Here is a 21,358-nt window from a genome sequence, read left to right as displayed (position 1 = left end):
CCATTCGAACCTGTGAGCGCTTCAAGACCTTCTACACCGCACTTGCTGCCCGGTCGGGCTCCAAGAAGCTCGCTATCATCGCCGTCGCAAGGAAGCTCCTGGTCGTCCTCAACGCCATCATTCGCGATAAAACCGCATTCGTGTGAACACAGTTGCCATGCCGTAACTTGGCGCGACGGATAAAGGCGGCGCAGAACAGAGGCTTTTCTGCACCGTGGCAACGCCTCGAAGTCACGGAATGGCAACTGTGTTCATGCGAATGCGGTTTTGTCGCGCATGATGGCGTTGAGGACGACGAGGAGCTTCCTTGCGACGGCGATGATAGCCAGTTTCTTGGAGCCTGAGCGGGCTGCAAGTGCGGTGTAGAAAGCTTTGAAGCGTTCACAGGTTCGAATGGCCGTGAGGGCTGCCATATAGAGGGCGCGGCGCACGCGCGATCGCCCGCCCTGGATCTGGCTCCTGCGGTTGAGCTTGCCGCTCTTGTTGTCGAACGGGGCAAGGCCGACGAGCGCCGCGATCGCCTTGGGTGAGCGCTGGCCGAGCTCGGGCAAGAGCGCCAGCAGGGAGAATGCGCCAACCTTGGAGACGCCGGGCACGGAGACCATCAGCGTGTAATCGCGGGCGGTGTCCTCGGCTTGACGAATGACTTCGGCAATCTGGCCCTCGAGCGCCTTGATGCGAGCATCGAGGCCGGCGATCAGGTCTTTGAGGCTGGTGATGACGATCGCCTCGAAAGCCTCGCCGAGTTGCTTCTTCAGCGTTGCCCGCATCGCGACCAGTTGATCGCGGTGGCCGGCAAGCGACTGAAGCCGCTCACCTTCTTCGCGTGGCGCCGGCTCGGCCTCAGGCTGGTAGCGACGGCCATAGTCGCTCAGCATCCTGGCGTCGAGAGGATCGGTCTTGGCGCGCCGTCTGGTCGACTTGGCATAGTGGTGGGTGTGCGCCGGGTTGTGCCGCGAGAACGGCACGCCGGCCTTGGCCAGCGCATGGCGCAGCAGCCGGTCATGGACGCCCGTCGCCTCCATGACGACGAAGTCCCGGCTGGGATCAAGGCCCGCCACATAGGCCGCGATCGCATCGGCCTGGTTGTCGACGCGCCGAAGACGGCCGCTTGTCTCATCAAAAAAGTCCAGCCACTGCTTGGAGATGTCGCAGCCAACATAGTTCTGGGCTATCATGTCCACGCCTCTTCCTGTGGTGCGGGGTCTGCTTGGAACAGCCCCGTGCAACTGTTCAGGTTGATGGTTCACCGGTGGGAAGGGACCGGGCCATGCCACGGCCTGTCCGAAAGGACGACCAGGATCCACTCGGTCTCCTTCCCACTTCAACCATACACCAGAACCAACACACAGGATTCTATGGTCTGCGCCGCGTCGCTTCGCGGCTGCTCCACCCTAGGATGACGAAGTTCGGAAGGCTTCAGCCAATCTCCGGCGATGAACTAGGCCTTTTTGCCGTGCCTGGCCAAATCCTGGGCGATGGAAAGCCGCAGCAGGTCGGCCAACTCGCGCGCAGCGCGGTTCTCGGCGTCGATCTGCGCCCGGTAGGCCGCGAACTCCTGGCGCGGCCGGTCGAAGGACGAGGGGATCGAGCGTTTGCCGACGGCAATCACCGTGTTGGTCGCGGTATCCCTGAGCACGTAGTTGGCGGTCAGCGTGACCGTGCCCGCCGTCGGCTCGTCTTCCTGGGTCTGCACCTGCACGATGGCTGCCGATTCGACGAGCTCGGTGACGCCGAGATCGAGCGTGTAAGCCGGCGAGGCTGGCTCGCCCGAGCCCTGCCCGAAAGCGAAGATCAGATTGTTGCGCACCTGCTGCGCGTAACGCGTGTTGACCGGCTTGATCGAGATGGAGGCAAGCTCGGCGGATGCGCTGAGCTGCGATCCAGGCGACAGCGGCTGGCTGGAATAGAGCGGCCGCACGGTGCAGGCCGAAACCAGCGCAAGCGCGGCGGCCATGCCGCAGACCGCCAGGCGGCCGCGCAGGCGGACCGGTTGTGACTTCACCGGATCAGGCAACGACATTGACGATCCTCTGCGGGACGATGATCACCTTGCGCGGAGCCTTACCTTCCAGTGCTTTTTGCACGAAGTCGAGAGCCAGCACCGCTTTTTCGACGGCACCTTGATCCGCGTCGCGCGCAATTGTCAAATCCCCGCGCTTCTTGCCGTTGACCTGCACCGGCAGCACGATCTCGTTGTCGACGACCAGTGCCGGATCGTAGACCGGCCACGGCCGCTCGGCGACCGTCACGGTGCCGCCCAGCGCCTGCCAGCACTCTTCCGCCAGATGCGGCATCATCGGCGCGATCACATGCACCAGGATTTCCACCGCCTCACGGCAGGCGCCCTTTAGCTCCGCATCGGCCTTGCCCTCGGCGACGTCATTGAGCGGCGTGGCCAAGGCATTGGCCAGTTCGTAGATGCGAGCAATGGCGCGGTTGAAGCCGAGCCGTTCAATGTCTTCGCCGATCGCCTTCAGGATCTTGTGCGCAGCCTTGGAAACAGCGCCCGCTTCGCCGTCCTTCGCCGCTTGCGGCTTGATGCCGCCCAGCGTCTCGGCCGCGATCGACACCAGCCGCCAGATGCGCTGAATGAAGCGATGCGCACCGGCGGCGCCATCGTCGGTCCATTCGACGTCGCCCTCGGGCGGCGAATCTGACAGCATGCACCAGCGCGCCGTGTCGGCGCCGTAGCCGTCGGTGATCTCTTCCGGGCTCACCGTGTTCTTCTTCGACTTCGACATCTTCTCCAGCGCGCCGATCGTCGCCTCCTCGCCGGTGGCGATCTCGACGGCACGGCGCTTGCCGCCCACGTCCTCGATCCTGACCTCGCTCGGCGACAACCAGCGTCCGTTGTTGGACGGGCCGCCGGCGCGGTAGGTCTCGTGCACCACCATGCCTTGCGTGAACAGCCCCTTGAACGGCTCGGCCAGATTGAGGTGACCGGTCTCGCGCATGGCGCGGGTGAAGAAGCGCGAATAGAGCAGGTGCAGGATCGCGTGCTCGATGCCGCCGATATACTGGTCGACCGCCAGCCATTCGTCGGCCGCCTTCGGCTCGGTCGGCTCGTTCGCCCATGGCGCGGTAAAGCGCGCGAAATACCAGGACGAATCGACAAAAGTGTCCATCGTGTCGGTCTCGCGCCGCGCATCGCGGCCGCATTGCGGGCATTTTACATGGCGCCAGGTCGGATGACGATCGAGCGGGTTTCCCGGGCGGTCGAACTCGATGTCGTCGGGCAGCTTCACCGGCAGGTCGGCCTTCGGCACCGGCACGACGCCGCAGGCCTCGCAATGGATCATCGGGATCGGGCAGCCCCAGTAGCGCTGGCGCGAAATGCCCCAGTCGCGCAGGCGGAAATTCACCTTGCGCTCCGCCATCGGCCGGCCGCCGATGCTTTTCTGCTCCAGGAGCTTTGCCACTTCATCGAACGCCCTCTCGGGCTTCATGCCGTCGAGGAAGCGCGAATTGATCATCACGCCGTCGCCGTCATAGGCCTCCTCGATGATCTGGAAGCTCCCCTGATTTTCGCCTTCCGGCATCACCACCGGGATCACCGGCAGGCCGTATTTGTTGGCGAAGTCGAGGTCGCGCTGGTCGCCCGACGGGCAGCCGAAAATGGCGCCGGTGCCGTATTCCATCAGCACGAAATTGGCGACATAGACCGGCAGCGTCCAATTCTCGTCGAACGGATGGACGACGCGGATGCCGGTGTCGAAACCCTTCTTCTCGGCCGTCTCGAGCGCCGCCACCGACGTGCCCATGTGACGGACTTCGTCGATGAACTTCGTCAGCTCGACATTGGTCTCGGCCGCCTTTCTCGCCAGCGGATGGTCGGCGGCGACCGCCATGAAGGAGGCGCCGAAGATGGTATCGGGCCTTGTCGTATAGACTTCCAGCTCATGCGCATCGCCGACCGGCTTTTCCAGCGGCCAGCGGATCAGCAGCCCTTCCGACCGGCCGATCCAGTTGTGTTGCATCAGCTTGACCTTTTCCGGCCACTCTTCGAGTCCGTTGAGCGAGTCCAGCAGGTCCTGCGCGAAGTCGGTGATCTTGAAGAACCACTGTGTCAGCTCGCGCTGCTCGACCAGCGCGCCCGAGCGCCAGCCACGGCCGTCGATGACCTGCTCGTTGGCGAGCACCGTCATGTCCTCCGGGTCCCAGTTGACCTTGGAGGATTTGCGCGTCACCAGCCCCTTCTCGACGAAGTCGAGGAACAGCATCTGCTGGCGGTGGTAATAGTCGACATCGCAGGTCGCGAACTCGCGCGCCCAGTCGAGCGACAGGCCCATCATCTTGAGCTGCTCGCGCATGACCGCGATGTTTTCGTAGGTCCAGTCCTTGGGATGGACCTTGTTTTGCATGGCGGCGTTTTCGGCCGGCATGCCAAACGCGTCCCAGCCCATCGGATGCAGCACGTTGAAGCCCTTGGCGCGCTTGTAGCGCGCCACCACGTCGCCCATCGTGTAGTTGCGGGTGTGGCCGATATGGATCTTGCCCGACGGATAGGGGAACATCTCGAGCACGTAATATTTCGGCTTCGGATCGTCGTTCCTAGCCTCGAACAGCTTCTTTTCGGCCCAGGCCTTCTGCCATTTGGGCTCTGAGGTGCGCGGATTGTAACGTTCGGTTGCCATCGGATGTTTTTCACTTAAAAGCAGGTGCGCGGTGCTGGATTAAGGCGTGTTGATATTCAGGTCAGGCCGAGCCGAAAATGGCGGGTTCCGAGAACCGGAGCGGAGCGTACTTAAAGTACGTGAGCACCGGAAGCGCAGGAAACCGGCATTTGCAGGCCGGCATCACCTGAATATCGACACGCCTAGGCCGGCAGCCGAGACAATGTCGTCGCGGTGTTCACCATGGATTGCCGGACCCGTCAACTGCGGCGAGCCGGCCGGCCATGAAAACTATAGGCAGGATAGTGGCATGACGAACGCCGTAGAGCAGCTTCACGCGGTCAAGGCGAGGATCGCAAGCGCCGAACGCGAGGCAAGGCGCGAGCCCGGCGCCGTCACGCTTGTGGCGGTGTCGAAGACCTTCGCGGCCGAGGACATACGCCCCGTCATCGAGGCGGGCCAGCGCGTCTTCGGCGAGAACCGCGTGCAGGAAGCGCAAGGCAAATGGCCGGCGCTGAAAGCGGCGTTCGCCGATGTCGAGCTGCATCTGATTGGACCGCTGCAGTCCAACAAGGCCAAGGAAGCCGTCGCGCTTTTCGATGTCATCGAGACCGTCGACCGCGAGAAGATCGCCGCCGAGCTTTCAAAAGAAATGGCCCGGCAGGGCCGGGCGCCGAAACTCTATGTCCAGGTCAACACCGGCTCCGAGCCGCAAAAGGCCGGCATCGAGCCGCGTGAGGCGGTCGCCTTCGTCAAACGCTGTCGCGACGTGCATGGTCTCGCCATCGAAGGCCTGATGTGCATCCCGCCGGCCGATGAGAACCCCGGCCCGAATTTCGCGCTTCTGGACAAGCTCGCCCGCGAGGCGGGCGTCGCGAAACTTTCGATGGGCATGTCCGGCGACTACGAAATCGCAATTGCCTTCGGCGCGACCAGTGTCCGGGTGGGCTCGGCGATCTTCGGAAGTCGCTGAGCGCCCGGATCACGCTCGTAACGATCTCGTTACCGGCCAGCCAATCGGACGATAACGCTGGCACGGGCGCTTGAAACGAAACGGGCCGTTCTTATTTACCCGGTGCACATTCACTCCTTTCTCGGGGAATCTCACCATGCGTTATAATCAACTCGGCAACACCGGCCTGTTCGTTTCCGAACTCTGTCTCGGCACGATGACCTTCGGCGCCGCCGGCGAGAATGCCCAATGGGGCCTGATCGCCAGCCTCGACCAGAAGGGCGTCAACGAGATCGTCGCCCGCTCGATTGCCGCCGGCGTCAATTTCTTCGATACGGCGGACGTCTATTCCTTCGGCCAGTCCGAGCAGCTGCTGGGACAGTCGCTCAAGGATCTCGGCGTGAAACGTTCGGATGTTATCATCGCCACCAAGGTGCATGGCGCCATGGGCAACGGGCCGAACGAGCGCGGCTCCTCGCGCGGTCACATCATGGATTCGGTCGACGGCAGCCTTAAGCGACTGCAGCTCGATCATATCGACCTCTACCAACTGCATGGCACCGACACGGTGACGCCTATCGACGAGACGCTACGCGCGCTCGACGATCTCGTCGCCAGCGGCAAGGTGCGCTATGTCGGCGTCTCCAACTGGCAGGCCTGGCGCATCGCCAAGGCGCTGGGCATCGCGGAGCGCAAGGGCTTTGCCCGCTTCGAGACCATCCAATCCTACTACTCGATCGCCGGCCGCGATCTCGAGCGCGAGATCGTGCCGCTGATCAACGAGGAAAAGCTTGGCCTGATGGTCTGGTCGCCGATGGCCGGCGGCCTGCTTTCCGGCAAATACGGCCCCGGCGCGCCCGGCAATGGCGAGGGCCGCCGCGCCTCCTTCAATTTCCCGCCGGTCAATGAGGACCGCGCCTGGGCGGCGGTTGCCGCCATGCGCGAGGTCGCCAGCAAGCACGATGTCAGCGTCGCCACGGTGGCGTTGGGTTATGTGCTGGCAAAACCTTTTGTCATGAGCGTCCTCATCGGCGCCAGTCGCATGGACCAGCTCGAGCAGAACCTCGCCGCGACCGGCTTGAAGCTCGACGCCGACGACCTCGCCAGGCTCGACGAGGTGAGCGCGCTGCCTGCCGAGTATCCCGGCTGGATGCTGGAGCGGCAAGGCGCCGGCCGGCGCCCCGCGCCGTTCGTGCCGAAGGCGTAATTCCGTTCGAGCAGACAGGTCAGAGCCGCGTGCCATTGGCGCGCGGCTCTTTCTTCATTCAGAGACGAACGGTCTCCGCGAGAAAGTCGAGGAAGGCGCGCACCCGGGAAGGCAGATGCTTGCCATGACCGACATAGACGGCATGCGTCGGCTCCTCGTCGCCGGGATTGAACTCTTCCAGCAACGGCACGAGCAGCCCGGCGGCAATGTCGGGCTCGACATGCCAGCGCGCCAGCCGCGCTATGCCGGCTCCTGCCAGCGTCGTTCGCCGCATCGCTTCGCCGTCGGTCAGCGACATGTTTCCGACAATCGGCATGATGATCGATTTGCCTGTCGCATCGACAAAGGGCCAGCCCTCGATATGCCTGGCGAAGCCGAAGGCCAGCATGTTGTGCCGGGCAAGGTCGGACAAAGCGCGTGGCGTGCCGCGCGCTGCAAGATACTCAGGCGACGCGACCAGGACCATCCGGCTCTGGCCGAGCTTGCGCGCAACCAGGCGTGACTCGCGCAGCGGCCCGGCGCGGATGGCGACATCGGCGCGCTCCTCCAGAAGGTCGATGACACTGTCGGTCAGCACGGCTTCGACGAAAATCTCGGGATAGCGCTCCAGGAAACGCGGCAGCAATTCCATCAAGCGGTGCTGGCCGAACGGCACATAGGAATTGACCTTCAGCCTGCCGCGCGGCGCCGCGCCCGCCGCGGCTTCCCGTTCGGCGGCATCGAGATCGGCGAGGATGCGCAGGCCGCTGTCATGGAAGGCAGCCCCTTCCGGCGTCAACTGCAGCTTGCGCGTCGAACGGCTGATGAGGCGCGCGCCAAGCCGCGCCTCCAGCCGCGCGATCAGCTTGCTCACCGCCGACGGTGTCATGCGCAACGCCCGCGCCGCGGCGGAGAAGCTGCCCGCCTCGACCACGCGAACGAATACTTCGATCTCGCCGGAGCGGTTGATGTCGGGTCTGGCCATTCATGAATCTATTTCACAGAAAATATGCCGGCCGCAAGGCTGGTTCACAGCTTGGCGGATCACGATCTTGCGTGTTGGGGCGCGGGACTGAGCGTCCCTTTCCTGATCAACCGGACCGCAGCCATGCCCCTTGCTCTTTATGCCCTCACCGCCGGCGCCTTCGGCATCGGCGTCACCGAATTCGTCATCATGGGCCTGCTGCTCGATGTCAGCGCCGATCTCGGCGTCTCGATCTCGGCCGCGGGCCTGCTCATCTCCGGCTATGCGCTGGGCGTCGTCGTCGGCGCGCCGCTGCTCGGCGCCTTGACCGGACGCCTGCCGCGCAAGACCCTGCTGCTTGCCCTCATGGTAGTCTTCACCGTCGGCAACCTCGCCTGTGCGCTGGCGCCCGACTACTGGACGCTGATGGCGGCGCGTGTGCTCACCGCCTTCGCCCATGCCTCCTTCTTCGGTGTCGGCTCCGTTGTCGCGACCGGCCTTGTCGCGCCCAACCGGAAGGCCTCGGCCATCGCGCTGATGTTCACCGGTCTCACCGTCGCCAACATCCTCGGCGTGCCCTTCGGCACCTGGCTCGGCCAGGCCTATGGCTGGCGTTCGAGCTTCCTGGCCGTCACGCTGGTCGGCGTCATCGCCTTTGCCGTGATTGCGCTGCTGGTGCCGCGCGACCAGCCCGCCGCCACGGACGAGGAGGAAAGCCCCGAAGGCACGCTCGCCGTGCTCGGCCGCCGGCCGGTGCTGCTCGGCCTATTGACCACGGTGCTCAGCTGGGTCGGTGTCTTTGCCGCCTTCACCTATCTGGCGCCCATCCTCACCCGCGTCACCGGCTTTTCCGAGGGAGCCGTGTCGCCGATCCTTCTGGTCTTCGGCGGCGGCCTGGTGGCGGGTAATTTGCTTGGCGGGCGCCTTGCCGACCGCCATCTGGTGCCGACGGTCGTCGGCACGCTGGTCGCGCTGTCGGCGGTGCTGTTCGTCATGACCGCGGCGATCCATCAGCCGATCACCGCGATCATCGCCGTCGGCTTGCTGGGTGCCGCCGCCTTTGCCACCGTCGCCCCGCTGCAGATGTGGGTCCTGGAGAAGGCCGAGGGCGCCGGCCAGGGCCTGGCCTCCTCCTTCAACATCGCCGCCTTCAATCTCGGCAACGCCATCGGCGCCTGGCTCGGCGGCTTCGTCATCGACCATGGCCCCGGCCTCGGCGCCGTCCCTCTGGTTGCCGGCCTGGTGCCGCTCGCCGCGCTCGGTGTCGTGCTCATGGCGCTGCGCCTCGAACGCGGCCGGGCGATCGGCAACCCGGTCACCGCGCAGTGCTGAGCGCTGATCCCTTCGACATCCAATCAGGAGAAAAAAGATGGACTATCGACCTCTCGGCGCCTCCGGCCTGAAAGTGCCCGCCCTTTCCTTCGGCGCCGGGACTTTTGGAGGCTCCGGCCCGCTGTTCGGCCATTGGGGCAACAGTGACGCGAAGGAAGCGCGCCGCCTGGTCGACATCTGCTTGGAGGCGGGCGTCAATCTCTTCGACACCGCCGATGTCTATTCGAATGGCGCTTCGGAGGAGGTGCTGGGCAAGGCCATTAAGGGTCGCCGCGACGCGGTGCTGATCTCGACCAAGACGTCCCTACCGATGGGCGACGGCCCGGCCGACTGGGGCTCGTCGCGCTCGCGCCTGATCCGCTCCGTCGACGCGGCGCTGAAGCGCCTCGGCACCGATTATATCGACTTGCTGCAGCTCCACGCCTTCGACGCTTCGACGCCGGTCGAGGAGGTCCTGTCGACGCTGGACGATCTCGTGCGCTTCGGCAAGCTGCGCTATGTCGGCGTCTCCAATTTCTCCGGCTGGCAGGTGATGAAATCGCTCGGCCTGGCGGAAAAGCACGGCTACGCGCGCTATGTCGCGCATCAGGTCTATTATTCGCTGGTCGGGCGCGACTATGAATGGGAGCTGATGCCGCTCGGCCTCGACCAGGGCGTCGGCGCGCTGGTGTGGAGCCCGCTCGGCTGGGGCCGGCTCACCGGCAAGATCCGCCGCGGCCAGCCCTTGCCCGAAAAGAGCCGGCTGCACGGCACCGCCGATTTCGGCCCGCCGGTCGAGAACGAGCATCTCTTCAAGGTGGTCGACGCGCTGGAGGCGGTCGCCGCCGAGACCGGCAAGACCGTGCCGCAAATCGCCATAAACTGGCTCCTGCAGCGGCCGACCGTGGCGTCGGTGATCATCGGCGCGCGCAACGAGGAGCAGCTCCGCCAGAATCTCGGCGCCGCCGGCTGGGCGCTGACGCCGGAGCAGATCAGGGCGCTCGATGAAGCCAGCGCGGTGACGGCGCCTTATCCGTACTTCCCCTATCGCCGCCAGGAAGGTTTCGCCCGGCTGAACCCGCCGGCGGTGTAAGCGCCCGCGCTGAAACTGCCAATCTCCCCCTTGCGGGGGAGATCAGCTCTGCCGCCGCTCAATGCACCCGAAACTCCCCATCCACCTTCCGCCACTCGTTCGGCGCGATCAGCTTCTGGTGCGTGTAGGTCACCGAATGCAGCGGGCCGTCGAGCTTGGTCTTCCAGAACTCGATGAAGCGGATCAGCACCGGGAATTCCGGAGCTAGGTCATAGTCCTGCCAGACATAGCTTTGCAGCAGGTGCGGGTGATCCGGGTAGTGATAAAGGATCTTAGCCGTAGTCAGCCCGTATCCCCTGAGCATCAGGTCCATTTCGGAATTGTCGCGCATTGCGTTTCCTTGGTTGATTCTCCTTCCTCCCAACGCTGAATTGTGCGCACGGTTGCTTAACTGTCTATGGATTTCTTCGAGGCTCTTCAAAATTTTTGTCGTTAAAACAGGCGGTTAGCAGCCGCGAAGCGAGAGTGCTAATAGCTGGTCCAATTGCCCGTGCGTCATCCCGCCACGCGAATCCAACGTCTAATATTGCCGTCACGGCGGAACTGTTAATAATGCCCGCGAATTCGCGGCCGCTTCGCCGCGATGCCGTCGGCATTTCAAGCCGGCGGAACGGTCCCGGAGGAAAGCTGAAAAATGTCCGATGTCCATGTCCACCGCGTCCAGCCCGCGTGGAAGAAGAACGCGCTGATCGACAACGACACCTATCTCAAATGGTACGCCGACAGCGTGAAGAACCCGGACAAGTTCTGGGGCAAGCACGGCAAGCGGATCGACTGGTTCAAGTCCTTCACCAAGGTCAAGAACACCTCCTTCGACGGCAAGGTCTCGATCAAGTGGTTCGAGGACGGCCAGACCAACGTCTCCTACAATTGCATCGACCGGCATTTGAAGAAGCGCGGCGACCAGACCGCCATCATCTGGGAGGGCGACAATCCTTACGACGATCGCAAGGTCACCTATAATGAGCTCTATGCCCATGTCTGCCGCTTCGCCAATGTCTTGAAGAAGCATGGCGTCAAGAAGGGCGACCGCGTCACTCTCTATATGCCGATGATCCCGGAAGCCGCCTATGCGATGCTTGCCTGCACGCGTATCGGCGCCATCCACTCGGTCGTGTTCGGCGGCTTCTCGCCCGATGCGCTCGCCGGCCGCATCGATGACTGCAAATCGACCATCGTGGTCACTGCCGACGAGGGCCTGCGCGGGGGCAAGCCGATCCCACTCAAGGACAACACCGACAAGGCGATCGAGATCGCCGCCAGGGCCGGCACCAAAGTCGAGAAGGTCGTGGTGGTGCGCCGCACCGGCGGCAAGACCGGCTGGGTGCCGGGACGCGACGTCTGGTACCACGAGGAGGCGCAGACCGTTAAGGCCGACTGCAAGCCGGAGAAGATGAAAGCCGAAGACCCGCTGTTCATCCTCTACACCTCCGGCTCGACCGGCAAGCCGAAGGGCGTCCTGCACACCACCGCCGGCTATCTCGTCTATGTCTCGATGACGCACCAATATGTCTTCGACTATCACGACGGCGACATCTACTGGTGCACGGCAGATGTCGGCTGGGTTACCGGCCACAGCTACATCGTCTACGGGCCTTTGGCCAACGGCGCCACGACGCTGATGTTCGAAGGCGTGCCGAACTATCCCTCGCAGTCGCGCTTCTGGGAAGTGATCGACAAGCACCAGGTCAACATCTTTTATACCGCGCCGACGGCGCTGCGCGCGCTGATGGGCGCTGGCGACAGCCATGTGAAGAAGACCTCGCGCAAGTCGCTGCGCGTGCTTGGTACCGTCGGCGAGCCGATCAATCCGGAAGCCTGGGAGTGGTATTACAACGTCGTCGGCAACGCCAAGGTGCCGATCGTCGACACCTGGTGGCAGACCGAGACCGGCGGCATCATGATCACGCCGCTGCCCGGCGCCACCGACCTCAAGGCGGGCTCCGCCACGCGGCCCTTCTTCGGCGTCCAGCCGCAGTTGGTCGACGGCGACGGCAAAGTGCTGGAAGGCGCCACCGACGGCAATCTCTGCATCACCGATTCTTGGCCCGGCCAGATGCGCACCGTCTATGGCGACCACGACCGCTTCGTGCAGACCTATTTCTCGACCTACAAAGGCAAATACTTCACCGGCGACGGCTGCCGCCGCGACGCCGACGGCTATTACTGGATCACCGGCCGCGTCGATGACGTCATCAACGTTTCGGGCCACCGCATGGGGACGGCCGAGGTGGAATCGGCACTGGTCAGCCATGACAAGGTATCCGAGGCTGCCGTCGTCGGCTACCCGCATGACATCAAGGGCCAGGGCATCTACTGCTATGTCACGCTGATGGCCGGCACCCAATCGAGCGAGGAATTGCGCAAGGATCTGATCGCGCATGTCCGCAAGGAGATCGGCGCCATCGCCACGCCCGACAAGATCCAGTTCGCGCCCGGCCTGCCGAAAACCCGTTCGGGCAAGATCATGCGCCGCATCCTGCGCAAGATTGCCGAGGACGATTTCGGCGCGCTCGGCGACACCTCGACGCTGGCCGATCCGGCCGTGGTCGACGATCTCGTCGCCAACCGGCAGAACAAGAAGGGCTGATGGCCGGCGAGGCAATCCTCGGCACCGTCAGCCAGCTCTGGCGCTATCCGGCGAGCTCGCTCGCCGGCGAGCAGCTTGATGCCATCGTCGTCGGGCTGAAGACCGTCGATGGCGACCGGCTGTTCGGACTGGTCGATGCTTCCGACGGCGAGATCGCCAGGCCCGACCGCGAAGCCAAATGGCACAAGGTGCCGCTGATCCGCACCAGGTTGAGCGAGGCCCCGGTGAACAAGGAATGGCGGCTCGAAGTGGCGGTGCCCGGCGGCGAATGGCTGCCGGCTCCGGATTCTGAAAGCGACCGCTCGGTATCAGCCTTTCTCGGCTTCGAGGCCTCGATCCGGCCGTTCGGCGCGCAGAACGCGACGTCCGGCTACGCCGGCCCGCTGACCGAGGGCCGCTATGCCAAGGCACCGATCCATCTGCTCACCACCGCCTCGCTGGCCAGGCTGAAGGCGCTGCATCCCGAAGGCACGCCCGATCCGCGCCGCTTCCGGCCCAACATCGTCGTCGAGATGGACCCGGTCGAAGGCGCCTTCCCGGAGACGCAATGGATCGGCAGGAAGCTCGCGGTCGGCGATCTGCTGCTCACCGTCTCCGAACCCTGCCGCCGCTGCGGCTTCACCATTATCGCCCAGGACGGCTTCGACACCGACCCCGGCATCCTGCGCAATTTGGTACGCCATAATGCTCACAATCTCGGTGTCTACTGCACGGTCGACCGGCCCGCGCGGATCGAGATCGGCGCGCCGATGCGCTTGATGGACTGAAGCGGGTCGGGTCTACCGGTACAAATCCGCCCGTGTCGGCGGCAGGCCGCTCGGGCCGCGGGCGCGCCTGGTGGCGACAGTCTGGAAAATCTGCGCCGAGGCGCGCTCGAAGGTGATCGAGCAACCCGTCAGATAGAGCAGCCACAGCCGCGCCTTGGGCTCGCCGACCTCGGCGACCGCCTCGTCGAAGCGCGCATGCAGACGCTCCGCCCACAGGCGGCAAGTTTGCGCATAATGCTCGCGCAGGTTCTCCACGTCATAGACGAGGAAGCCGTGCGCCTCGAGATTGCCGAGCGTCATGCCGATCGTGTCGAGCTCGCCGCCGGGAAAGATGTATTTGATCAGGGCCTTGTATTCCGGCCCCTTGCGCAACGTCTTGCGTATGTCGCCCTTGCTGCGCCTGGTGATGGCGTGATGCAGATAGATCCCGCCGGGCTTGAGCAGGCGATGGACGGCGGAGAAGTAGGCGTCGTGATTGGCGAGCCCCAGATGCTCGAACATGCCGATCGACGAGATCTTGTCGAACGTGCCTGAAAGTTCGGCATAGGATTTTATCTCGATGGTGATGCGATCCTCCAGCCCCGCGGCGCGAATGCGCTCGCGGGCAAGGTCGGTCTGGGCTTGCGACAGCGAGACGCCATGGCCGAAGACGCCGTAATTCTTCGCCGCATGGATAAGCATCGCACCCCAGCCGCAACCGATGTCGAGCAGCCTTTCGCCGGGCTTGAGCCTGAGCTTGCGGCAGATGTGGTCGAGCTTGTCGACTTGCGCCTGGTCGATGCCATTGGCGAAATCGTGGAAATAGCCGCAACTGTAGACCATGCGCTCGTCGAGGAAGAGCCGGTAGAAATCATTCGAAATGTCGTAATGGTGCTGGATCGCCTCCTTGTTCGATCCGCTGACGAAAGGCTTGCGGCCGGAAAGGTCGCTGCGCGCCGTCATCTGCTTGCGCGAAAACAACACCATTGGCAGGTCGCGCAGGATCGCCAGCTTGGGCAGGGATTTGAGCTTCGTCTTGAGCTTGCCTTGCGAAGGCAGGGCATAGAAATCGAACAGCGTGCCTTCTTCGATATCGACCGTCTTGGAGATCCACATCTCCACCAGCGTCGAGAAGGTCGGCCGGCGAACCAGTTGCCAGACGATATCCTGATCGTTGATGGCAAGCACCGGACCGCCGGCGGGTCCGATCCGCTCGCCGGTCCACAGCCGGACCGCAAAACCCGGTTTCAGCGTTTCGACGACCTTGCGTACGATCCGCGCGGCTCTGTCGGCGGCGTCCATTCCCACCTCCCGATATGTCGCCCCCAGCCGCACTGTCGTCCACCGGCCTGCGGACCGCAATCCCGATCTGTTGCGCAAAAGCATCGCAAGAGCAGGTTTACCGGCTCGTGGCACCACCATTCCGTTGCGTCATCTTGTCTTTTGCCGCGGCGCACCCCATCATCTCAGCGTGTTCAACGAACTGAAAGGAGGTGATCCGATGTCGAGTGATTTCGTTTTCCATAACGTGAGCTCTGCGGATTGCACTTCCGGGAAGCAGTCTTCCCGTTAAGGCGCGAGACGCGCGGCAGGTAGCCCGGAGGGGCTGCCGCCAGGAGCCGCGTCATGGACGGAAACACGGAAGGCCGCCGGCTTCGTCAAGAAGCGGCGGCCTTTTCCGTTTAGGGTCGGCGCTGCAGGTCAGCGGCTGATTGTGAGCTTCTCGATATTGCGGCTGATTTCGCCGAAGGCAGATGACAATTCGGCGCCGTTGGCGGCCTCGTAGTAATGCTTGAGCGACGAGGTATCGTCAGTCGCGCAGTCCTTCAAAAGGGACTTGGCCTGATCGCGTTCGTTCGCGGACATCGCCGGGTCGTTGAGATCGAAGCCGATGGTGAATATCTCGATGCCGTCGCGTTGCATGTTATCGCAGATGTTTTCGGCATTGGCGCGCGACTTCTGACCTTGATCCTGCGACCGCGACGCGCCGCGTCCGCCGGCAAAGGCGGTGTTGAACTGGCCATCCGTCATCAGGATGGCGATCTTGGCCACCCTGTTCCGATCGAAGTTGGCGGGGCCGGCACCCAGGCGGGCGCTTGAGATTGCGGTGCGCCAGGATGGCGAGAGCATGTAGTAGCCCCATTGCGCGGCAATGCCGCCTGCGGTGACGCCCCCGGCCTGGAAATCATCGATTGCCGTCAGCAGCTTGTCCTCATCGGCAGTCAGCGGAACCAGCGCAGCCGTAGGGCATATCTTCATGCGGTAGTCGCGGTTGACTTTGGCGAGATAAATCTTGCCCCGGTTATCCCGGCGCTGCGTGTAGGGTCCGTCCGACGAATAATCGGCGTAGCCATCCTTGTCCTTGCGCTCGGTTGCGCAATTGTCGGATACCGTAGCGGAAACCGACACCGCAGCATCGATCGGCGGCGGCACTTTCGGCCCCGTCTCGGCCTCGACGAAGACGGTGTCGGCCAGGCCGCCGGTGTTGACGGCTTCGGCGTAAGGGATGATCGACACCCGAATCCGGGGATCGTTGGGGTCCCGATTCTGGTCCAGGAGATCCTTGACCGTCGGTGATGCGGCGGCCTTCAAGTCGCCGATCTTGTTTGTCTTGGCCCGCCTGTCGGGAGCCATCGAGCCGGTGACGTCGAGCATCATCGCCACCTCGACGGTCTTGTCTGAATAAAGCGCCATAGTCGAGGCGGTCACGCGTCGCATGTTGCTGGTGCTGAACAGCGGGAAAAAGAGGCCAACATCGACATGCGCATCCGCCTGTACGGTGTTGGCCGTCCTGTTGACCGTAAGCTTGTCGAGCACGATCTGGTTGGCCTGCAGTATGCCGGCCGTGCTGTTGGCGTCGAGAAACGCCTGTACCGTTTGGTTGGCATCGGTTTCGGTAATGACGCCGAGGGTGAGATCGCGGGCCGTCGAGGTCACAGCGGCGTCGACGACGCCCTGCAAGCTCGACCTCGCATTGTAGAGTTGCGAGACATTGACCGTGAATCCCACCCCCAGCGCCAGGACAGATGCGGCAGCTCCGAACTGCCGCATCCCTTCCGCCCCCATCGTCTGCGGCTTCGTGCCGCTCGGCAAAGGTTTTGCAGGAATTCGGCCGGACCCGGCCGGCAGCCGCCGAAAGACGCTTAACAGGCAGTTAAGCAATTGTTTTTGTTGGCTGTCGGTAAATTTGAAGGTGAACGCGAAGTAAACGAAAATGCCTTGGCGAGGCGACCTTCATGAAGCGCTTACCATGATCTCGAGGGCAGTCGCGGTCGTTCTCTCTTCGGCACAATCGAACTGTGCCGAAGCGGGCTAGCGGCTGCCATGAGCCGTGATGGAACAGGGCGCGGCGGAGAGTCTTGGGGCGAGGAAAGCGCAGCAGCCATTCTCGGGCCGGCATCACCTGAACATCAACCAACGTCTATGCCAGCATCTGCGCGCTGACCGTCCGATCGACGCCGTGATGCGGCGGGTTGAAGATATGGCCCTCCTGCTCATAGGTCCAGACCTTGAACAGGGTGAGCCGGTGCGGGCCGAAACTGTGCAGCAGCGGCACGTCGGTGGCGTCGCGGCCGCGGGCGATGACGACGCGGCCGATGCGGGGCCGGTTGTGGCGCGGATCGAACGTGTACCATTTGCCGTCGAGGAAGACTTCCATCCAGGCCGAGAAATCCATTGGCGCCGGGTCGGCTGGCACGCCGATATCGCCGAGATAGCCGTTCACATAGCGTGCCGGAATGTTCATGCAGCGGCAAAGCGCGATCGCCAGATGCGCGAAATCGCGGCACACCCCGACACGCTCTTCATGCGCCTGGGCCGCCGTGCGGGTGGCGCGCGCATAGCCGTAGCCGAAGGAAAGCCGGCTGTTGACATAATCGACGATCGCCTGGACGCGTGCCCAGCCTGGCGGCAGCTGGCCGAAAAGCTGCCAGGCGGTGTCGCTGAGGTGGTCGGTCTCGCAATAGCGGCTGCCGAGCAGATAGACCAGCACATCGTCCGGCAGTTCCGCGACCGGCGTTTCGTGCGCCAGCGTGTTCACCTCGTCGGTCTCGCCGCTGTCCTCGACCGCCGCGTCGTAGAGGATGCGGAAGTTGCCTGCCGGCGCCGTGAAACGACGGCAGATATTGCCGTGGCGGTCACGATAGGTCCGGGTCGGCACCGAGGGCGAGGTCAGAACCCGCGTCTGCCGCTTGATATCGGCATGACGGTCGGGATGGATGTCGAGAAGCGAGATGATCGGCGTCACCGCCGCGCATTCGATGGCGATTTCGTAGCCGAGCCGGATCAGCATCGCATTTCGCCCCTTGGTGATTTTGGAAAGACTGCCCGTTCAACGCTGCGAGCCGGAGCTTGTTCCAGGGTCGGGTCGAATTGGTGGCGTCTCGCCTTCTCAGCTCGTGCTGGCCGGTCTAAACTGGGTTTGCGTTCGCCCCTCCCGAAAACGATTCTCCAGGACATCCAATGTTTGCAGGCAGAAAATTCGCCGCCTTCCTGTTCGACATGGACGGCACGGTGCTCAACTCGATCGCCGCGGCGGAACGGGTGTGGACGAAATGGGCGGAGCGTCACGGGCTCGATGTCACGGCCTTCCTGCCGACGATCCATGGCAGGCGCGCGCGAGAGACGATCGCCGCGTTGAAGCTTCCGGGCGTCGATCCGATGGTCGAGGCGGATTTGCTGCTCAAGGCCGAAGCCGACGATCTCGAAGGCATTGTCCCTATCCCCGGCGCCGTCGCATTTCTGGAATCGCTGCCACCGGAGCGCTGGGCGATCGTCACTTCGGCGCCGCGCGAACTGGCGCTGCTGCGCATCAAGGCGGCCGGCATTCCGGTTCCAGCCATGATGGTCACGGCCGAAGATGTCACCCACGGCAAGCCGGCGCCGGACTGCTTCCTTTTGGCAGCAAGCCGTCTCGGCGTCGAGGCGCGCGACTGCTTGGTCTTCGAGGATGCACCGGCGGGCATCGCGGCGGGCGAGGCTTCCGGCGCGTCGGTGATGGTGATCAGCGCCACGCATGTCCACCCGCTGGTCACGCCGCATCCGGCAATCCGTTCCTATGACGAAATCGGCATTGCGACGGACGTCAGTGGCTGGATCGCGCTCGCGCCCGAGCGTGCGGTCGCTTAGAAGTCGGTGGCAAGCCCCTTCACCTCCCAGTCACCGTAGCGGCCGGGCTCCTTGCCGCCGCGGCCGCCGATTTCCTTCGGCAATTGCGCTTCCGCCGCTCGGTAGTTCCGTCGACGCGCTTCGGCTTCGGCCAATGCGCGCTGCGCCGCTGGGGTCAGCGTTTCTTGCGGCTCTTTGGTCGTTGCAACTGCTTCGGTTTTGCTGGGTTCTTCGGTCATGCGATACTCCCGCCGATTGAAACGAAGACCGGCGCCTCCCATCATATAGCCATGACGCCAGAAGGATCGACCCCTATTCGCCCCCTCCTCCGCCACAACGTCAGACGGATGAAACGATGAACACACTTCGTACCGCCATGCTTCTTGCCGCGATGACGGCGCTGTTCATGGGCGTCGGCTATCTGATCGGCGGCTCGGGCGGCATGGTCATCGCGCTTCTGATCGCCGCCGGCACCAATCTGTTCAGCTATTGGAACGCCGACAAGATGGTGCTGTCTATGAACCATGCCGTCGAGGTCGACGAGAAGAATGCGCCCGAATATTACGCGATCGTCCAGTCGCTGGCCAAGCAGGCCGGCCTGCCGATGCCGAAGACCTATCTGATCGACAACCCGCAGCCCAACGCCTTCGCCACCGGCCGCAATCCGGAAAATGCCGCCGTGGCCGCGTCCACGGGCCTGCTCGAGCGGCTCTCCCATGAAGAAGTCGCGGCGGTGATGGCGCATGAGCTTGCCCATGTGCAGCATCGCGACACGCTGACCATGACGATCGTGGCGACGCTTGCCGGCGCCATCTCGATGCTCGGCAATTTCGCCTTCTTCTTCGGCGGCAGCCGGGAGAACAACAATCCGTTCGGCTTTGTCGGCGTGCTGGTGGCTATGCTGGTCGCACCCCTTGCCGCAATGATCGTGCAGATGGCGGTGAGCCGCACCCGCGAATACGAGGCCGACCGGCGCGGCGCCGAGATCTGCGGCCACCCGCTATGGCTGGCCTCGGCGCTCAACAAGATCGCGCGCGGCGCCGAACGGATCCCCAATGAGGATGCCGAGCGCAATCCGGCGATGGCGCATCTTTTTATCATCAACCCCTTGCATGGCGAGCGCATGGACAATCTGTTCTCGACCCATCCGAGCACCGAGAACCGCATCGCCGCGCTGCAGGAGATGGCGCGCGCGATGGGCGGCGCAGCGCCGGCCGGTCGGCGTGAGGCTTCTCCGCCACCCATCCAGCCCGAGGAGCCATCAGCGGGGCCATGGGGGAAGCCGGCAGACCCGGTCCGGGAGGCCGAACCGCCGCCACCAAAGCCCAATCACTGGGGCCGCAACCCGACCGGACCGCGCAATGTCCGGTCGAAGGGTCCCTGGTCGTGACGCCGCCAAGGCGCGGAAAGCCAGGCAATCCGCAACGCAATGCCGGTGACGAGAGCGTCGCCGGCCTTGCAGCGCGCAAAGCGGCGGCGCGGCTGCTGGCCGCCGTCATCGACGCCCGCACGCCGTTGGACGGGTTGACCGACAACGAGCACGGCCACCCGCAGTACAAGGCGCTGGACAGCCGCGACCGCGCGCTGGTGCGAGCCATCCTGGTGACCGCGCTGCGTCACCGCATGACCATTGCCGGGCTTTTGTCCAAGCGCCTGGAAAAGCCGCTGCCGCCCAATGCCACGGCGCTCTCGCATATCCTCCATGTCGCCGCCGCGCAGATCCTGTTCCTCGATGTTCCGGACAGCGCCGCCGTCGACCTTGCCGTCACTCACGCCAAGTCCGATCCGCGAACGCTGCGCTTCTCAGGCCTCGTCAACGGTGTGCTGCGCTCGCTGGCCCGCGCCAAGGGGACCGAGCTTGCCCCGGCGCTTGCCGCCACCAGCGAGGCGCCGCAATGGTTTTCGAAGCGGCTGACTGCCGCTTACGGAACCGACAAGGCGCGCGCCATCCTTGCCGCGCATCGCCACGAGGCGCCGGTCGATTTCACAGTCAAGGCCGATCCGGCGCTCTGGGCCGAGCGGCTGGGCGGTATTGTGCTGCCGACCGGCACGGTGCGTGTCGAAAAACTCGCCGCCAATGTCGCCGATCTCCCCGGTTTCGCCGACGGCGCCTGGTGGGTGCAGGATGCCGCCGCAAGCCTGCCGGCTCGCCTGTTCGGCGACATCAGGGGCCAGCGCGTTGCCGATCTGTGCGCCGCGCCCGGCGGAAAGACGGCGCAGCTTATCCTGGCCGGCGCGCAGGTCACCGCTGTCGACGCCTCGAAGAACCGGCTGGCGCGGCTCAAGCAGAATCTCGACCGTCTCGGTCTGACGGCCGATCTCGTCCAGACCGACCTCCTGGATTACCGGCCGGGGCACTTGTTCGACGCCGTGCTGCTCGATGCGCCCTGCTCCTCGACCGGCACGGTGCGCCGCCACCCCGACGTGCCGTGGACCAAGACCATGGCGGATGTCGAAAAGCTCGCCGATCTCCAGCGCCGGCTGCTTGCGCATGCCGTTGGCCTGGTCAGACCCGGAGGACGGATCGTGTTCTCCAACTGCTCGCTGGACCCCATCGAGGGGGAGGAGCTTTATGGCGGCTTCCTTGCCGGCGAGTCTGGCGTCGCCGCCGATCCGATCCGGCCCGGCGAATTTGCCGGCGTCGATCCGTTCCTGACCCCGGAGGGTATGCTGCGCACCACGCCGGCCGACCTCGCGCTGGAAACGCCCGGGATTTCAGGCTTGGACGGCTTCTTTGCCGCGCGGATGAGACGGACCGATTGAAACGTTATCTCATAAAATTTGCTGACTTTTT

Annotated in this window: 18 protein-coding genes; 9 read left to right on the top strand and 9 right to left on the bottom strand. The window is 64.1% G+C overall.

Going from position 1 to position 21,358, the window contains the following annotated elements:
* Positions 1-251: 251 nt before the first annotated feature.
* The 3 genes from O7A05_RS21135 to leuS all read right to left on the bottom strand — a co-directional run bounded on the left by O7A05_RS21135 (position 252) and on the right by leuS (position 4,637).
* Complete coding sequence (locus O7A05_RS21135; RefSeq protein WP_337094901.1) at positions 252-1,178, bottom strand: IS110 family RNA-guided transposase; 927 nt, start codon at positions 1,176-1,178, stop codon at positions 252-254.
* A gap of 263 nt (positions 1,179-1,441) precedes the next feature.
* Positions 1,442-2,023 carry an LPS assembly lipoprotein LptE gene (gene lptE, locus O7A05_RS21130; protein WP_224717217.1) on the bottom strand — a complete coding sequence of 194 codons (582 nt, stop codon included), beginning with the start codon at positions 2,021-2,023 and terminating at the stop codon, positions 1,442-1,444.
* The gene (leuS, locus tag O7A05_RS21125) at positions 2,010-4,637 is read right to left on the bottom strand and encodes a leucine--tRNA ligase (RefSeq protein ID WP_337094891.1); all 2,628 of its coding nucleotides are present in this window, start codon (positions 4,635-4,637) and stop codon (positions 2,010-2,012) included. Before leuS ends, lptE begins: the two co-directional genes overlap by 14 nt.
* Positions 4,638-4,926: 289 nt before the next feature.
* Here leuS and O7A05_RS21120 point away from each other — a divergent pair, with 289 nt between their 5' ends.
* The gene (locus O7A05_RS21120; protein ID WP_337094890.1) at positions 4,927-5,589 is read left to right on the top strand and encodes a YggS family pyridoxal phosphate-dependent enzyme; all 663 of its coding nucleotides are present in this window, start codon (positions 4,927-4,929) and stop codon (positions 5,587-5,589) included.
* A 136-nt stretch (positions 5,590-5,725) separates the two neighbouring features.
* A complete protein-coding gene (locus O7A05_RS21115; RefSeq protein ID WP_337094889.1) occupies positions 5,726-6,775 on the top strand; it encodes an aldo/keto reductase in 1,050 nt (349 codons plus the stop codon).
* A 58-nt stretch (positions 6,776-6,833) separates the two neighbouring features.
* On the opposite strand, the gene O7A05_RS21110 is transcribed toward O7A05_RS21115, so the two are convergent.
* Positions 6,834-7,739, bottom strand: coding sequence for a LysR family transcriptional regulator (locus O7A05_RS21110; RefSeq protein WP_337094888.1), 906 nt, complete (start codon positions 7,737-7,739; stop codon positions 6,834-6,836).
* Positions 7,740-7,862: 123 nt separating this feature from the next.
* Between O7A05_RS21110 and O7A05_RS21105 the strand changes: the two genes are divergently transcribed.
* Both O7A05_RS21105 and O7A05_RS21100 read left to right on the top strand, forming a co-directional pair.
* Positions 7,863-9,050 carry an MFS transporter gene (locus O7A05_RS21105; protein WP_337094887.1) on the top strand — a complete coding sequence of 396 codons (1,188 nt, stop codon included), beginning with the start codon at positions 7,863-7,865 and terminating at the stop codon, positions 9,048-9,050.
* A gap of 37 nt (positions 9,051-9,087) precedes the next feature.
* Complete coding sequence (locus O7A05_RS21100) at positions 9,088-10,122, top strand: aldo/keto reductase (protein WP_337094886.1); 1,035 nt, start codon at positions 9,088-9,090, stop codon at positions 10,120-10,122.
* A gap of 58 nt (positions 10,123-10,180) precedes the next feature.
* On the opposite strand, the gene O7A05_RS21095 is transcribed toward O7A05_RS21100, so the two are convergent.
* Positions 10,181-10,453, bottom strand: coding sequence for an usg protein (locus O7A05_RS21095; RefSeq protein WP_095769745.1), 273 nt, complete (start codon positions 10,451-10,453; stop codon positions 10,181-10,183).
* A 303-nt stretch (positions 10,454-10,756) separates the two neighbouring features.
* Between O7A05_RS21095 and acs the strand changes: the two genes are divergently transcribed.
* Positions 10,757-12,712, top strand: coding sequence for an acetate--CoA ligase (gene acs, locus O7A05_RS21090; protein ID WP_337094885.1), 1,956 nt, complete (start codon positions 10,757-10,759; stop codon positions 12,710-12,712).
* On the top strand, positions 12,712-13,479 hold the full coding sequence (locus O7A05_RS21085; protein ID WP_337094884.1) for an MOSC domain-containing protein: 768 nt from the start codon (positions 12,712-12,714) through the stop codon (positions 13,477-13,479). Before acs ends, O7A05_RS21085 begins: the two co-directional genes overlap by 1 nt.
* Before the next feature lie 12 nt (positions 13,480-13,491).
* On the opposite strand, the gene O7A05_RS21080 is transcribed toward O7A05_RS21085, so the two are convergent.
* The 3 genes from O7A05_RS21080 to O7A05_RS21070 form a co-directional block, all read right to left on the bottom strand.
* Positions 13,492-14,760 carry a cyclopropane-fatty-acyl-phospholipid synthase family protein gene (locus O7A05_RS21080; RefSeq protein WP_337094883.1) on the bottom strand — a complete coding sequence of 423 codons (1,269 nt, stop codon included), beginning with the start codon at positions 14,758-14,760 and terminating at the stop codon, positions 13,492-13,494.
* A 399-nt stretch (positions 14,761-15,159) separates the two neighbouring features.
* On the bottom strand, positions 15,160-16,509 hold the full coding sequence (locus tag O7A05_RS21075) for a pilus assembly protein (protein ID WP_337094882.1): 1,350 nt from the start codon (positions 16,507-16,509) through the stop codon (positions 15,160-15,162).
* A 370-nt stretch (positions 16,510-16,879) separates the two neighbouring features.
* Entirely contained in the window at positions 16,880-17,749 is an 870-nt protein-coding gene (locus O7A05_RS21070) for a transglutaminase-like domain-containing protein (protein ID WP_337094881.1), read from the bottom strand.
* A 170-nt stretch (positions 17,750-17,919) separates the two neighbouring features.
* Here O7A05_RS21070 and O7A05_RS21065 point away from each other — a divergent pair, with 170 nt between their 5' ends.
* Positions 17,920-18,585 (top strand): HAD-IA family hydrolase, encoded by a 666-nt coding sequence (locus tag O7A05_RS21065; RefSeq protein WP_337094880.1) that lies wholly within the window; start codon positions 17,920-17,922, stop codon positions 18,583-18,585.
* On the opposite strand, the gene O7A05_RS21060 is transcribed toward O7A05_RS21065, so the two are convergent.
* A complete protein-coding gene (locus O7A05_RS21060) occupies positions 18,582-18,803 on the bottom strand; it encodes a DUF1674 domain-containing protein (protein WP_337094879.1) in 222 nt (73 codons plus the stop codon). The two genes, O7A05_RS21065 and O7A05_RS21060, sit on opposite strands and share 4 nt — an antisense overlap.
* A gap of 116 nt (positions 18,804-18,919) precedes the next feature.
* Between O7A05_RS21060 and htpX the strand changes: the two genes are divergently transcribed.
* Complete coding sequence (htpX, locus tag O7A05_RS21055) at positions 18,920-19,954, top strand: zinc metalloprotease HtpX (RefSeq protein ID WP_337094878.1); 1,035 nt, start codon at positions 18,920-18,922, stop codon at positions 19,952-19,954.
* Complete coding sequence (locus O7A05_RS21050; RefSeq protein ID WP_415927036.1) at positions 19,951-21,327, top strand: RsmB/NOP family class I SAM-dependent RNA methyltransferase; 1,377 nt, start codon at positions 19,951-19,953, stop codon at positions 21,325-21,327. Before htpX ends, O7A05_RS21050 begins: the two co-directional genes overlap by 4 nt.
* The last annotated feature ends 31 nt before the right edge of the window (positions 21,328-21,358 follow it).

This window comes from Mesorhizobium argentiipisi (SeqCode), from assembly GCF_037179585.1.
Classification (GTDB): Bacteria; Pseudomonadota; Alphaproteobacteria; order Rhizobiales; family Rhizobiaceae; genus Mesorhizobium; species Mesorhizobium argentiipisi.
The sequence above is the reverse complement of the archived record's forward strand: the minus strand, read 5'-3'. Positions and strand labels throughout refer to the sequence as shown.

What these genes read in the sequence shown, in the direction of transcription:
- O7A05_RS21135 (WP_337094901.1), bottom strand. Translation starts at nt 1,178, where the DNA reads ATGATAGCCCAGAACTATGTTGGCTGCGACATCTCCAAGCAGTGGCTG.
- O7A05_RS21120 (WP_337094890.1), top strand. Translation starts at nt 4,927, where the DNA reads ATGACGAACGCCGTAGAGCAGCTTCACGCGGTCAAGGCGAGGATCGCA.
- acs (WP_337094885.1), top strand. Translation starts at nt 10,757, where the DNA reads ATGTCCGATGTCCATGTCCACCGCGTCCAGCCCGCGTGGAAGAAGAAC.
- O7A05_RS21085 (WP_337094884.1), top strand. Translation starts at nt 12,712, where the DNA reads ATGGCCGGCGAGGCAATCCTCGGCACCGTCAGCCAGCTCTGGCGCTAT.
- leuS (WP_337094891.1), bottom strand. Translation starts at nt 4,637, where the DNA reads ATGGCAACCGAACGTTACAATCCGCGCACCTCAGAGCCCAAATGGCAG.
- O7A05_RS21070 (WP_337094881.1), bottom strand. Translation starts at nt 17,749, where the DNA reads ATGCTGATCCGGCTCGGCTACGAAATCGCCATCGAATGCGCGGCGGTG.
- htpX (WP_337094878.1), top strand. Translation starts at nt 18,920, where the DNA reads ATGAACACACTTCGTACCGCCATGCTTCTTGCCGCGATGACGGCGCTG.
- O7A05_RS21075 (WP_337094882.1), bottom strand. Translation starts at nt 16,509, where the DNA reads ATGCGGCAGTTCGGAGCTGCCGCATCTGTCCTGGCGCTGGGGGTGGGA.
- O7A05_RS21100 (WP_337094886.1), top strand. Translation starts at nt 9,088, where the DNA reads ATGGACTATCGACCTCTCGGCGCCTCCGGCCTGAAAGTGCCCGCCCTT.
- O7A05_RS21095 (WP_095769745.1), bottom strand. Translation starts at nt 10,453, where the DNA reads ATGCGCGACAATTCCGAAATGGACCTGATGCTCAGGGGATACGGGCTG.
- O7A05_RS21115 (WP_337094889.1), top strand. Translation starts at nt 5,726, where the DNA reads ATGCGTTATAATCAACTCGGCAACACCGGCCTGTTCGTTTCCGAACTC.
- O7A05_RS21060 (WP_337094879.1), bottom strand. Translation starts at nt 18,803, where the DNA reads ATGACCGAAGAACCCAGCAAAACCGAAGCAGTTGCAACGACCAAAGAG.
- O7A05_RS21105 (WP_337094887.1), top strand. Translation starts at nt 7,863, where the DNA reads ATGCCCCTTGCTCTTTATGCCCTCACCGCCGGCGCCTTCGGCATCGGC.
- O7A05_RS21080 (WP_337094883.1), bottom strand. Translation starts at nt 14,760, where the DNA reads ATGGACGCCGCCGACAGAGCCGCGCGGATCGTACGCAAGGTCGTCGAA.
- O7A05_RS21110 (WP_337094888.1), bottom strand. Translation starts at nt 7,739, where the DNA reads ATGGCCAGACCCGACATCAACCGCTCCGGCGAGATCGAAGTATTCGTT.
- O7A05_RS21065 (WP_337094880.1), top strand. Translation starts at nt 17,920, where the DNA reads ATGTTTGCAGGCAGAAAATTCGCCGCCTTCCTGTTCGACATGGACGGC.
- lptE (WP_224717217.1), bottom strand. Translation starts at nt 2,023, where the DNA reads ATGTCGTTGCCTGATCCGGTGAAGTCACAACCGGTCCGCCTGCGCGGC.